We start from the raw sequence: 12,847 nt of genomic DNA on the forward strand, positions 1-12,847 counted from the left end.
CGCCCAATCCTGAAAATTGCCAACATTCAAATTAGGAGGCCAACCTGAATGACTGTGAAACAAGAACTTCTCTACGAAGGCAAAGCGAAAAAAATCTATCAGACCGATGACGAGCATATTTTATATGTCGAATATAAAGACTCAGCTACAGCATTTAACGGCGAAAAGAAAGCAGAAATCGAAGGCAAAGGCAGACTGAACAACGAAATTTCGAGTTTAATCTTTCAAATGCTGCATGAGAAAGGGATCAACAATCACTTTGTGAAACGTCTTTCTGAAACAGAGCAGCTCATTCAAAAGGTGCAGATTGTTCCGCTTGAAGTGGTTGTACGAAATGTGGTGGCAGGCAGTATGTCAAAACGCCTCGGCATTCCAGAGGGAACGAAACTGGACACACCTTTGATTGAGTTTTACTACAAAGATGATGCGCTCGGCGATCCGCTCATTACAGAAGATCATATTCGCATCTTACATGCAGCGACACCTGAGCAGGTCGAGGAAATGAAACAGATCACAAGACAAGTGAATGAAGAGTTAAAGCAAATCTTCTCAGACTGCCATGTGAATTTAATTGATTTCAAGCTTGAATTCGGAATAGATCACGAGAATCGTATTTTGCTAGCTGATGAGATTTCACCTGATACGTGCAGGCTTTGGGACAAAGATACAAACGAAAAGCTTGATAAAGACGTGTTCAGACGAAACCTGGGCGGCTTAACGAATGCATACGAAGAAATTTTCAAAAGACTTGGAGGCCATAAACATGTATAAAGTGAAAATTTTTGTCAGCTTAAAAGAGAGCGTTCTTGATCCACAAGGAAGTGCGGTGCAGCACGCTTTGCACAGCATGTCTTATCAGGAAGTAAAGGATGTCCGTATCGGGAAATACATGGAGCTTGTCATTGAAAAATCAGATCGTGATTTAGACACAGTTGTCAAAGAAATGTGCGAAAAATTACTTGCCAACACGGTGATTGAAGATTACCGCTATGAGGTGGAGGAGGTTGTCGCACAGTGAAGTTTGCAGTGATCGTCTTGCCTGGCTCTAACTGTGATATCGATATGTACCATGCGATTCAAGATGAGCTAGGTGAACAAGTTGAATATGTATGGCACGACGAAACGAGTCTTGACGGATTTGACGGTGTACTCGTACCAGGCGGTTTCTCTTATGGGGATTACTTAAGATGTGGTGCGATCGCCCGCTTCTCAAACATCATGCCGGCGGTGAAAAAAGCAGCTGAGGAAGGGAAACCTGTTCTTGGTGTTTGTAACGGGTTCCAAATTCTTCAGGAGCTTGGCATTCTTCCGGGTGCGATGAGACGAAATAAAGACTTGAAGTTTATCTGTCGTCCAGTTGAACTCATTGTGGAAAACAACGAAACGCAATTTACAAGCGGTTATCAAAAAGGCGAATCCATTACGATTCCTGTAGCGCACGGTGAAGGCAACTTCTACTGTGATGAAGACACTTTAGCGAAGCTCATTGAACGCGGCCAAATCGCTTTCACTTACGGAGACGACATTAACGGCAGTGTGAATCGTATTGCAGGTGTAACGAATGAAGAGGGCAATGTACTCGGCATGATGCCGCACCCTGAGCGCGCGGTTGATTCATTACTAGGCAGCGCAGACGGACTTAAATTGTTTCAATCTATCGTGAAAAATTGGAGGGACACTCATGTCACTACTGCTTGAACCAAGTCACAAGCAAATTAAAGAAGAGAAATTGTATCAGCAAATGGGATTGAGTGATGAAGAATTCGCTTTAATCGAATCCATTATTGGCAGGCTGCCAAACTACACAGAAACGGGCATTTTTTCTGTCATGTGGTCAGAGCATTGCAGTTATAAAAACTCAAAGCCTGTTTTAAGCAAATTCCCGACAAAAGGAGAGCACGTCCTTCAAGGTCCAGGGGAAGGCGCTGGAATCGTTGATATTGGAGACAACCAAGCGGTTGTATTTAAAATCGAATCACATAACCACCCATCTGCGATTGAACCGTATCAAGGAGCGGCGACAGGTGTCGGCGGAATTATCCGTGATGTATTCTCCATGGGTGCGCGTCCAATTGCTGTATTAAACTCTCTTCGTTTTGGTGAACTGACTTCACCGCGCGTGAAGTACTTGTTTGAAGAAGTAGTGGCAGGGATCGCAGGCTATGGAAACTGTATCGGAATTCCAACAGTTGGCGGAGAGGTTCATTTTGATCAAAGCTATGAAGGCAACCCGCTTGTGAATGCGATGTGTGTTGGATTAATCAACCATGAGGACATCAAAAAAGGGCAGGCAAAAGGTGTCGGCAACACGGTCATGTACGTTGGTGCCAAAACGGGACGTGACGGAATTCACGGTGCAACATTTGCGTCTGAGGAATTTTCTGATGAATCAGAAGAAAAACGCTCAGCTGTTCAAGTCGGTGATCCGTTCATGGAAAAACTGCTGCTTGAAGCGTGCCTTGAAGTCATCAAAAACGATGCACTCGTTGGAATTCAGGATATGGGAGCGGCTGGCTTAACAAGCTCAAGTGCGGAAATGGCGAGTAAAGCAGGTTCTGGTATCGAGATGAATCTAGATCTTATCCCGCAGCGTGAAACAGGCATGTCAGCATATGAAATGATGCTGTCTGAATCTCAAGAGAGAATGCTTTTGGTCATTGAAAAAGGCCGTGAACAAGAAATCATTGATATTTTTGAAAAATATGATCTTGAAGCAGTATCAGTCGGTCATGTGACAGACGACAAAATGCTTCGTTTACTTCACCAAGGTGAAGTGGTATGTGAGCTTCCTGTTGATGCACTTGCAGAAGAAGCGCCGGTTTATCACAAGCCGTCAAGTGAGCCTGCATACTATCGTGAGTTTTTAGAAACAAAAGTGGAAGCACCTGCCATCACAGATGCAGCCGACACGTTAAAGCAGCTCCTTCAGCAGCCAACAATTGCAAGTAAAGAATGGGTTTATGATCAATATGACTACATGGTTCGGACAAATACAGTGGTTGCACCAGGCTCTGATGCGGGCGTACTAAGAATCCGTGGAACGAAAAAAGCCCTTGCGATGACAACAGATTGTAACGCACGTTATCTGTACCTTGATCCAGAGGTCGGCGGGAAAATCGCAGTCGCAGAAGCAGCACGTAACATTGTGTGCTCAGGCGCTCGTCCGCTTGCAGTAACAGATAACCTAAACTTCGGTAATCCAGAAAAACCAGAAATTTTCTGGCAAATTGAAAAATCTGCTGACGGTATTAGCGAAGCGTGCCGCAAGCTAAGCACACCGGTTATCGGTGGGAACGTCTCTTTATATAACGAATCAAATGGAACAGCCATTTACCCAACACCGGTCATTGGGATGGTTGGTTTGGTTGAAGACACAGCTCATATTACGACGCAGTCGTTCCAGCAGGCTGGCGATGTGATTTTCGTCATTGGTGAGACAAAAGAAGAATTCGCAGGCAGTGAGCTTCAAAAGATGACAGAAGGCCGTATTTACGGAAAAGCACCAGAAATTGATTTGGATGTAGAGCTCACGCGTCAGGAAGCCCTTCTTGCTGCGATTCAAAACGGACTTGTTCAATCAGCTCACGATGTGTCTGAAGGCGGTCTTGGTGTAGCACTTGCTGAAAGTACATTTGGAACAGACGGCCTTGGCGCTCATATCCAAATTGATTTAAACAGCGAAGCTTCATTATTTAGTGAAACACAGTCACGTTTTGTCGTCACAGTGAAACCAGAGCACCGCGAAGCGTTTGCTGCGGCTGTCAAAGATGCGAAAGAAGTTGGAACGGTGACAAATGATGGTGTATTCACTGTCAAAAATCAAGAAGGACAACAATGGATTCATGCAGCGGTCAACGAGCTTGAACGCGCATGGAAAGGAGCGATCCCATGCTTGCTGAAATCAGAGGCTTAAACGAAGAGTGTGGCGTCTTTGGGGTTTGGGGACACGAAGAAGCCCCGCAAATCACATATTACGGATTGCATAGCCTTCAGCACCGAGGACAAGAAGGTGCGGGAATCATTGCAACAGATGGTGAAAACCTGACGGCACATAAAGGCCTTGGACTGATTACGGAAGTCTTTCAAAACGGTGAGCTAAAGGATTTGAAAGGAAAAGGTGCGATCGGACACGTTCGGTATGCGACAGCAGGCGGAGGCGGCTTTGAAAATGTGCAGCCCCTCTTCTTCCGCTCGCAAAACAATGGCAGCCTTGCCCTTGCTCATAATGGGAACTTAGTGAATGCAACGCAGTTAAAGCAGCAGCTAGAGAACCAAGGGAGTATTTTTCAGACGTCTTCTGATACGGAAGTGCTCGCTCATTTAATTAAGCGCAGCGGCTATATGGAATTGAAAGAGCAGATCAAAAATGCCCTGTCCATGCTTAAAGGAGCATATGCTTTCTTAATTATGACGGAAACAGAAATGATTGTGGCGCTTGATCCGAACGGCTTACGTCCGCTTTCACTTGGTATGCTTGGGGACGCGTATGTTGTTGCTTCTGAAACATGTGCATTTGATGTTGTCGGTGCCACGTATTTACGAGATGTGGAGCCTGGCGAAATGCTGATCATTAATGATGAAGGCATGAAATCTGAACGCTTCTCCATGAACATTAACCGCAGCATGTGCAGCATGGAATACATTTATTTCTCAAGACCTGACAGCAATATCAACGGCATCAATGTGCATAGTGCGAGAAAGAACCTTGGCAAAAAGCTTGCTGAGGAAGCGCATGTCGAAGCAGATGTTGTGACAGGTGTACCAGATTCGAGTATTTCTGCAGCGATTGGATATGCCGAAGCAACAGGTATTCCATATGAGCTCGGTTTGATTAAAAACCGTTATGTCGGACGGACCTTTATTCAGCCGTCTCAAGCATTGCGTGAGCAGGGCGTGCGCATGAAGCTGTCTGCTGTGCGCGGGGTCGTCGAAGGAAAACGTGTTGTGATGGTGGATGATTCCATCGTACGCGGTACAACGAGCCGCCGTATTGTGACGATGCTAAGAGAAGCGGGTGCAACGGAAGTCCATGTCCGCATCAGTTCACCTCCAATCGCACATCCATGTTTTTATGGCATTGATACGTCCACACATGAAGAGCTGATTGCTTCTTCTCATTCAGTGGAAGAAATTAGACAGGAAATCGGAGCAGACTCCATAGCATTTTTATCTGTAGACGGTTTAATGGACGGGATTGGCAGGAAGTATGATGATCCGCAGCGCGGTCAATGTTTAGCATGCTTTACTGGGAAATACCCGACTGAAATTTATGAAGATACGGTTCTTCCGCATGTGAAGGAAACAGCACTGACGAAATAATCGAATAAAGGAGCAGCAGTCAAGATGATTTGATATGCTGCTCTTTCATTCTGCTGAAAATAAATGGAAGAGAAGCAGCTAAAAGGAGTGAATGGGATGTCAGAAGCATATAAAAACGCCGGTGTCGACATCGAAGCAGGATACGAAGCCGTCAAACGAATGAAAACACACGTAGAACGTACAAAAAGAGCAGGCGTCATGGGTGCTCTAGGCGGATTTGGCGGTATGTTTGATTTATCTGAGCTGCCATACAAAAAGCCCGTTCTTGTCTCAGGAACAGATGGTGTCGGAACAAAATTAAAGCTTGCCTTTTTAATGGATCAACACGATACAATCGGCGTAGATGCCGTGGCAATGTGTGTCAACGATGTGCTGGCACAAGGGGCAGAGCCGCTCTTTTTCTTAGATTACTTAGCAGTTGGTAAAGCAGATCCTTTGAAAATTGAATCCATTGTCAAAGGTGTGGCTGACGGCTGTGAGCAGTCTGGTTCGGCGCTTGTCGGCGGAGAAACAGCAGAAATGCCGGGTCTTTACACAGAAGATGAATATGATATTGCTGGTTTTTCAGTAGGCGTCGTTGAAAAGGACGAAATCGTGACAGGAGAGAGCATCAAAGAGGGGCACTTGCTCATTGGACTCAGCTCAAGCGGAATTCATAGCAATGGGTACTCTCTCGTTCGTAAAGTATTGTTGGAAGACGCTGGTCTGGATCTGCATCAAACGTATGAACCTTTTACAAGACCGCTTGGAGAAGAGCTTCTTGAACCGACCAAAATTTATGTGAAGCCCGTCCTCAAACAAGTGAAAGCCGGCAAGATTGACGGTATGGCACATGTGACAGGCGGCGGCTTTATTGAAAATTTACCACGTATGCTACCTGAAGGGCTTGGCGTTGAGATTGATAACGGCTCATGGCCAGTACCGCCAATTTTCTCCTTTATTCAAGAAAAAGGACAGTTAAAGGCTGAAGAAATGTTCAACGTGTTTAATATGGGCATTGGCTTTGTCTTAGCGGTAAAAGAAGATGACCTTGTCGAAGTGATCAGAGGACTTGAAGAAGACGGAGAGAAAGCATTTCTCATCGGTCGTGTTCAAAAAGGAGAAGGTGTCACATTCGGCGGTGGAAGCCTCTCATGAAGAAGTTTGCGATCTTCGCCTCTGGAAGCGGGACGAATTTTCAAGCCATTATGGATACATTAAAAAAAGAACAGTGGCAGGCAGAGGCCGCCATTGTGATTTGTGATAAACCGGGTGCAAAGGTGCTGGAGCGTGCTGAGAAAGAGGGCATTCCCTCCTTTGCCTTTACCCCGAAGGCTTTTCCGAATAAAGCCGCTTTTGAACAAACGATCATTGAACAGCTTAGGCTGCATGAAGTGGAATGGATTTTCCTTGCTGGGTATATGAGACTGATTGGTCCGACATTACTTGAAGCATTCAGAGGGAAAATTGTCAATATCCATCCGTCCTTGCTGCCTGCCTTCCCAGGGCTGGATGCCATTGGCCAAGCCTATCAAGCAGGCGTCAAAGTGGCAGGCATCACTGTCCATTTTGTCGATGAAGGCATGGATACAGGTCCGATCATTGACCAAGCGTCGATTTACATCGAACAAGGGGAAGAGCTTGAATCGATTGAAAAAAGAATGCATGAACTAGAACACACACTATATCCAAAAGTGATCAAATCACTTTTAGAATTATCTTAATGAGGTGACGAAGGCATGACGATCAAACGCGCATTAATCAGTGTTTCCGATAAAACGAATCTTGTACCTTTTGTGAAAGAATTAACAGAACTTGGCGTTGAAGTGATTTCAACTGGAGGTACACACAAGCTTCTTCAAGAGAACGGCATCAATGTCATTGGGATTTCTGAAGTCACTGGATTCCCTGAAATCATGGACGGACGACTCAAAACACTTCACCCGAACATTCATGGTGGACTTTTAGCAGTGAGAGAAAACGATGAGCATATGGCACAGATTGAAAAGCATGGCATTCAGCCGATTGATCTTGTTGTCGTGAATCTCTATCCATTCAAAGAGACGATCTCAAAAGACGATGTGACGTATGAAGAAGCGATTGAAAACATTGATATTGGCGGACCGGGAATGCTACGTGCAGCATCAAAAAACCATCAAGACGTCACAGTGATTGTCGATCCTTGTGACTATGATACTGTCATTCAGCAAATCAAAGAAGGCGGCGTGTCATTAGAGAAAAAACGTGAGCTCGCTGCAAAGGTATTCCGTCATACGGCTGCTTACGATGCTCTGATTGCGGATTACTTAACAAACTTTGTGGGCGAAACAGAGCCAGAACAGTTCACTGTCACGTTTGAGAAAAAACAATCCCTTCGTTATGGAGAAAACCCACACCAAGCGGCGACTTTCTATGAAAATGCTCTTCCAGCCAAAGGATCTTTGGCTACTGCAAAGCAATTACATGGAAAAGAACTTTCCTACAACAATATCAAAGATGCAGATGCAGCTCTCCAAATTGTACGTGAATTCACAGAGCCGGCAGCTGTCGCTGTGAAGCATATGAACCCGTGCGGCGTTGGTACAGGAGAAACGATTGCAGAAGCATTTGACCGAGCATTCAAGGCAGATGAAACTTCTATTTTTGGCGGCATTGTGGCACTTAACCGTGAAGTAGACAAACAAACAGCTGAGGTGCTGCATACGATTTTCTTAGAAATTGTCATCGCCCCATCGTTCAGCCAAGAAGCACTTGATGTGTTAACGGCGAAAAAGAACCTTCGTCTATTAACATTAGATGTAGAAGCGGATCTCGGGAAAAAAGAAAAGCAGCTGACAAGTGTTCATGGCGGATTACTTGTTCAGGATATTGACACGTATGGCTTAGAGGAAGCAACTATTTCTATTCCAACGAAAAGAGAACCAACAGAAGACGAATGGAAAGACTTAAAGCTTGCTTGGAAAGTCGTCAAGCATGTGAAATCAAATGCCATTGTCCTTGCGAAAGATCAAATGACAGCAGGGATCGGTGCTGGTCAAATGAACCGTGTCGGCTCAGCTAACATTGCCATTGAACAAGCAGGTGAAAAGGCAAAAGGAAGCGCACTAGGCTCTGATGCATTCTTCCCAATGGGCGATACAGTGGAAGCTGCTGCAAAGGCAGGCGTCACAGCGATTATTCAGCCAGGCGGATCTATTCGTGATGAAGAATCGATTCAAAAGGCAGATGAATACGGCATCGCCATGGTCTTCACTGGCGTTAGACATTTCAAACATTAAGGGGATGACAGTGTGAACGTACTAATTATTGGCAGAGGCGGAAGAGAGCATACCATCGCATGGAAAGTGAATCAAAGTGAACTTGTCAGCCAAGTATTTGTCGCACCCGGCAATGATGGAATGACAGATGCTGCGAAGCTTGTACCAATCGACGAAGGCGATCATGAATCATTAATTCGTTTTGCAAAAGAAAACGAAATCGGCTTAACGATTGTCGGTCCAGAGGTTCCTTTAATCGCAGGTGTCGTTGATGCATTTGAAGAAGCAGGTCTGAAAGTATTTGGACCGAATGCAAAAGCCGCAGTCATTGAAGGCTCAAAGGAATTTGCAAAAGACTTAATGAAAAATTATGAGATCCCGACAGCCGCTTATGCTACCTTTACGTCGTTTGAAGAAGCGAAGGTATATGTGGAAGAAAATGGCGCTCCAATTGTCATTAAAGCAGACGGTCTCGCAGCAGGAAAAGGCGTGACCGTCGCAATGACACTTGAAGAGGCGATCAACTGTCTGCATGATTTCTTAGAGGATGAAAAGTTTGGCGATGCAAGTGCATCGGTTGTCATTGAAGAATTTTTAACGGGTGAAGAGTTTTCTCTGATGGCCTTTGTCAATGGAGAAAAGGTGTATCCGATGGTGATCGCACAGGATCACAAACGGGCCTTTGAAGATGACAAAGGACCGAACACCGGCGGAATGGGCGCTTATTCACCAGTTCCGCAAATTTCAGATGAAGTGGTTGAAAAAGCGGTGGAAGATGTCGTCAAACCGGCAGCTCGCGCGATGGTGCAGGAAGGTCGTCCATTTACAGGCATTTTATATGCAGGTTTAATGCTGACACCAGAAGGCTCAAAAGTCATTGAGTTCAACGCACGCTTTGGCGATCCTGAAACGCAGGTGGTTCTCCCTCGTCTTGAATCAGATCTAGTCCAAGTATTCCTCGATATTCTTGATGGAAAAGATGTAGACTTGCAGTGGAAAGATACTGCGGCTGTCAGTGTGGTCCTTGCATCAGAAGGGTACCCAGAAGACTATGCAAAAGGCACGCCGATTGGTGCTTTACAAACAACTGTCTCTGATGTCGTGACCTTCCATGCAGGAACGAAAAAAGAAAACGATCAATTCGTCACAAATGGCGGCCGTGTAGCAAATGTGACCGCATTTGATGACACATTTGAATCGGCAAGATCAAGAGTGTATGAAGCGGTTGAAGAAATCATTCAGCCAGGCCTATTTTATCGCCGTGACATCGGTGCCCGTGCGCTGAAGGCTGCGGGGAAAACCGTTTAATCAAAACACCTTTCTATCTGACGAGATGGAAAGGTGTTTTTTGTTCATGAGAAGGGATGATGCTCGAATATGAAGAAGTAGTATGGGATTACAAATGTATAGGGAGGAAACATGGAAATCAAAGCATTTATGATCTTTGCAATCGTCATACTTATTTTATTTCTCTTAACTATCAATAACATCATGTTGATTGCCATTAAGCAGAATAAATTGAAAAAAGGCGTAGCCATTAGTTATATGATCCTATCCATTTTTTCTGGCATTGCTATTTCTTCATTTTTAATTTGGAAGTTTTTTATTAGCTAAGAGGGGAATGAGTGTATGGTGCAATTGAAGAAGCTTGCAAACGAGCGTTTTTCTGCTTTGATCTGTATGGATCCATTCAATGAGCGAATTCGTTTAGATGACTATAGCGGCAGGGTGCAGGATGTGATTCAGTCCGTGCTTCAGGAAGCGGCGGACTGCAAGGCGTCTAAGGTCATTGTGAAAGTCAGGCGTGAGCATATGCCTCTTTTTTTAGAAAAAGGCTTTCGGCTTGAAGGCGTGTTTTCTCATTATTTCCTTGGAAGTGATGCGTACGGCATGTCGCTCTTTCTGACGGAGGATCGTATGAACAGCCCATATTGGCTGAAGGAAGATGAAATTGTTGCGTCTATTCAAGAAAAGCCTCTCAAAAAAGACCAAGGCACTTGGCAGGATGAGTATGTGATGAGGAAAGCCGATCCAAAGGATATTCACAAGCTGGCAAAGCTCTATGATACCGTCTTTGAAACGTATCCTACGCCAATGAATAAGCCAGATTACATCCAAAAGGTGATGGAGGAAGGGACGGTCTTTTATGCCGTTGAACATGACGGGCACATTGTGAGTGCGGCATCCGCTGAAATCAATGCGCCGTATGGTCATGCGGAATTAACAGATTGTGCGACCCTTCCGACATACAGAAAACTAGGATTCATGCATCATTTGATTCTAGCAATTGAAAAAGAACTTCAATCCATGCACATTTATGTCTTTTATTCTCTCGCACGTGCATTGTCCTATGGAATGAATCAAGTGTTTTATCAGCTCGGCTATACGTATACCGGCCGTTTCCAAAACAACTGCTATATTTTTGACAAAATTGAAGATATGAATCTATGGGTGAAAACGCCGAATGAATCATGAAATGGTTCTCATCTGATCAAGCAGACCAGATAGGCGGTACGCCATGATACTGAGCTGCAGCTTCATCCGATCGTCCGTGGATTTGAGGTTGCAGCCTGTTCTCGTTTCAATTTGTTTTAAGCGATAGCTTAATGTATGTCTGTGAATAAACAATTCTCCCGCAGATTTTTGAATATTTTCATTGTGTGCCAAATACACTTCGAGTGTATGAATCAGATCAGCCCCCTGTTTTTTCGTATAAAGCAAAGGACTTAACAGCTCCACGTAAAAATCATGCAAATTCATACCCGCCTCATTCATTTCAAGAAGCATCCCGTATAAGCCGAGCTTCTGATAATGAATGATGCATTCGTCTGTTTTTAAAAGCGGAAGAAGCCTTGCTGCATATTGCGCTTCCTTCGCGCTTTTTGCAAAGAGACCAATCTGGTCATAGGCTCTCCCAATGCCAATCACGATCGGATGGACGGGAAAAAAATAAGACCAGGTGCTCCGGCACTCCTCTGCTGCACGATACCACTCCGCTTCTTGAAATGGTTTTTTTCCTGCTGGTGTAAGAACAAAAATGGAATCGAGCCTTGTCTTTAGTAAAAAAGGAATATGTCTGCGTTCAAATATCGATGTGAGTAATTGAGATAGGCGCTGCATCATTTGGTGATCGAGCTGTGTGTGCTGATGCTGAAATTGAAAGTAGATGACCACCTGCTCATCGCTCATATCATATTGTAGCTTTGTTGCTTGTTCGACCACATAGCTTTCTTCTGTGTATTGCTGCTGCAAAATATCATCTAACAAATGACCTTGCATTTGGTTTTCTGTATCTTGAATGGCTTTTTGCTTCAGCCATTCAATTGCATACACCGCCCCGGCATGCTCGATGGCAATCGCGTCGAGATGATGCCACTCATCCTTTTTCTTTAAAGATACAATAAACCCGAAAATATCACCCATCGCAATCACCGGACATGCAGCGAGGACAAACGCACCGCACGTGTCATAAACGAGCCGTCCTTTCTCCTCAGCCTGCTTGAGAAGAGATGTTGTTTCAATTGGTTCGTGATCTGTTTGAAAGCCAAAGGCAGGAGAATACATTACTTCCTCTGTTTCGAAGTGAGCTGCTGTTTGATGTAAAAAAACATCAAGCACGACGATGTTTGCCGAAGTGAGATGTGCCAGCTCATCTGTAATTTGCGTGACATTTTTATTACTGACATTTAAATGGGTCAGTCTTTGGTGAATGGCTGAAGAATATTTAAGCTGATGGAGCTGGCTGCTGACGATTTGCTCTAGGACGGCTTTTGTAATGTCTGAGAAGTTGACATGTGAAGGAATCTCGATGAGTGGAATGCCGCTGTTTTTGGCAGCTTCGATCAGTGATGCAGGAATTTCCGTTAAGTACACGCCTTTATAAATCGCAATGGCCGATAGACGATGAGATTGAATCAGCTCCTCAAGCCGGATGCGTCTTTCCCTATTGTCTGCAAGTCCAAAGCCGGTTGTGACGAGCAGCTCCCCTTCTGAAAGCCTTGAAGTATCTTCGATAATTTCCACAATGGTCACCCACTGAATGAGGCGCTCCAGTCCATTTTCCCCAGCAAGCAGCTTTGTTTCCTTCATGATATCGAGCGAGAGTGCATCTTTGACGAGAATCGCCATAGACTCATGACCTCCTTTTGAACACTCTTATACACGATGTATAAAAAATGCGTGTGAAATTCGGGCATGTGGCGAATGGAGGATGACTGCCCTCTTGATTAAGCTAATCTTATAACAAGTATACAAAATTTTCTTGCGATTCATGAAAAAAGAAAGATGCAGCT

The 12,847-nt window shown here is 44.7% G+C and carries 12 protein-coding genes; 11 read left to right on the forward strand and 1 reads right to left on the reverse strand.

All coding sequences use genetic code 11. The features are described from left to right. Positions 1-48: 48 nt before the first annotated feature. The 11 genes from purC to ablB all read left to right on the forward strand — a co-directional run bounded on the left by purC (position 49) and on the right by ablB (position 11,030). Complete coding sequence (gene purC / locus ACLGGR_RS17060) at positions 49-771, forward strand: phosphoribosylaminoimidazolesuccinocarboxamide synthase (protein WP_151040312.1); 723 nt, start codon at positions 49-51, stop codon at positions 769-771. Beyond that, positions 764-1,018, forward strand: a complete 255-nt coding sequence (gene purS, locus ACLGGR_RS17065) for a phosphoribosylformylglycinamidine synthase subunit PurS (RefSeq protein WP_003214349.1) — start codon at positions 764-766, stop codon at positions 1,016-1,018. The genes purC and purS overlap by 8 nt, the downstream gene beginning before the upstream one ends. After that, complete coding sequence (gene purQ / locus ACLGGR_RS17070; protein WP_024424510.1) at positions 1,015-1,698, forward strand: phosphoribosylformylglycinamidine synthase subunit PurQ; 684 nt, start codon at positions 1,015-1,017, stop codon at positions 1,696-1,698. The genes purS and purQ overlap by 4 nt, the downstream gene beginning before the upstream one ends. Then, on the forward strand, positions 1,682-3,913 hold the full coding sequence (purL, locus tag ACLGGR_RS17075) for a phosphoribosylformylglycinamidine synthase subunit PurL (protein ID WP_044335226.1): 2,232 nt from the start codon (positions 1,682-1,684) through the stop codon (positions 3,911-3,913). Before purQ ends, purL begins: the two co-directional genes overlap by 17 nt. Continuing rightward, entirely contained in the window at positions 3,889-5,319 is a 1,431-nt protein-coding gene (gene purF, locus ACLGGR_RS17080) for an amidophosphoribosyltransferase (RefSeq protein WP_251217007.1), read from the forward strand. The genes purL and purF overlap by 25 nt, the downstream gene beginning before the upstream one ends. Positions 5,320-5,415: 96 nt before the next feature. Beyond that, positions 5,416-6,456 carry a phosphoribosylformylglycinamidine cyclo-ligase gene (purM, locus tag ACLGGR_RS17085; protein ID WP_048240010.1) on the forward strand — a complete coding sequence of 347 codons (1,041 nt, stop codon included), beginning with the start codon at positions 5,416-5,418 and terminating at the stop codon, positions 6,454-6,456. Further along, the gene (gene purN / locus ACLGGR_RS17090) at positions 6,453-7,022 is read left to right on the forward strand and encodes a phosphoribosylglycinamide formyltransferase (protein ID WP_041108687.1); all 570 of its coding nucleotides are present in this window, start codon (positions 6,453-6,455) and stop codon (positions 7,020-7,022) included. The genes purM and purN overlap by 4 nt, the downstream gene beginning before the upstream one ends. A 15-nt stretch (positions 7,023-7,037) precedes the next feature. Continuing rightward, entirely contained in the window at positions 7,038-8,576 is a 1,539-nt protein-coding gene (gene purH / locus ACLGGR_RS17095) for a bifunctional phosphoribosylaminoimidazolecarboxamide formyltransferase/IMP cyclohydrolase (RefSeq protein WP_410973534.1), read from the forward strand. 12 nt (positions 8,577-8,588) lie between these two features. Further along, positions 8,589-9,863: a phosphoribosylamine--glycine ligase gene (purD, locus tag ACLGGR_RS17100; protein WP_410973535.1), complete on the forward strand. Its 1,275-nt coding sequence runs from the start codon at positions 8,589-8,591 to the stop codon at positions 9,861-9,863. Between the two features lie 111 nt (positions 9,864-9,974). Further along, positions 9,975-10,169: a hypothetical protein gene (locus ACLGGR_RS17105; RefSeq protein WP_410973536.1), complete on the forward strand. Its 195-nt coding sequence runs from the start codon at positions 9,975-9,977 to the stop codon at positions 10,167-10,169. 15 nt (positions 10,170-10,184) lie between these two features. After that, a complete protein-coding gene (gene ablB, locus ACLGGR_RS17110) occupies positions 10,185-11,030 on the forward strand; it encodes a putative beta-lysine N-acetyltransferase (protein ID WP_410973537.1) in 846 nt (281 codons plus the stop codon). Here ablB and ACLGGR_RS17115 read toward each other — a convergent pair. After that, the gene (locus ACLGGR_RS17115; RefSeq protein WP_410973538.1) at positions 11,025-12,683 is read right to left on the reverse strand and encodes a PucR family transcriptional regulator; all 1,659 of its coding nucleotides are present in this window, start codon (positions 12,681-12,683) and stop codon (positions 11,025-11,027) included. The genes ablB and ACLGGR_RS17115 overlap by 6 nt on opposite strands. Positions 12,684-12,847 lie beyond the last annotated feature (164 nt).

Origin of the sequence: Bacillus sp. BD48 (genome assembly GCF_046566805.1) — a bacterium.
GTDB lineage: Bacteria > Bacillota > Bacilli > Bacillales > Bacillaceae > Bacillus > Bacillus safensis.

Coding starts and splice junctions, on each gene's coding strand:
- purC (WP_151040312.1), top strand. CDS start 49: ATGACTGTGAAACAAGAACTTCTCTACGAAGGCAAAGCGAAAAAAATC.
- purS (WP_003214349.1), top strand. CDS start 764: ATGTATAAAGTGAAAATTTTTGTCAGCTTAAAAGAGAGCGTTCTTGAT.
- purL (WP_044335226.1), top strand. CDS start 1,682: ATGTCACTACTGCTTGAACCAAGTCACAAGCAAATTAAAGAAGAGAAA.
- purF (WP_251217007.1), top strand. CDS start 3,889: ATGCTTGCTGAAATCAGAGGCTTAAACGAAGAGTGTGGCGTCTTTGGG.
- purM (WP_048240010.1), top strand. CDS start 5,416: ATGTCAGAAGCATATAAAAACGCCGGTGTCGACATCGAAGCAGGATAC.
- purN (WP_041108687.1), top strand. CDS start 6,453: ATGAAGAAGTTTGCGATCTTCGCCTCTGGAAGCGGGACGAATTTTCAA.
- purH (WP_410973534.1), top strand. CDS start 7,038: ATGACGATCAAACGCGCATTAATCAGTGTTTCCGATAAAACGAATCTT.
- ACLGGR_RS17105 (WP_410973536.1), top strand. CDS start 9,975: ATGGAAATCAAAGCATTTATGATCTTTGCAATCGTCATACTTATTTTA.
- ablB (WP_410973537.1), top strand. CDS start 10,185: ATGGTGCAATTGAAGAAGCTTGCAAACGAGCGTTTTTCTGCTTTGATC.
- ACLGGR_RS17115 (WP_410973538.1), bottom strand. CDS start 12,683: ATGGCGATTCTCGTCAAAGATGCACTCTCGCTCGATATCATGAAGGAA.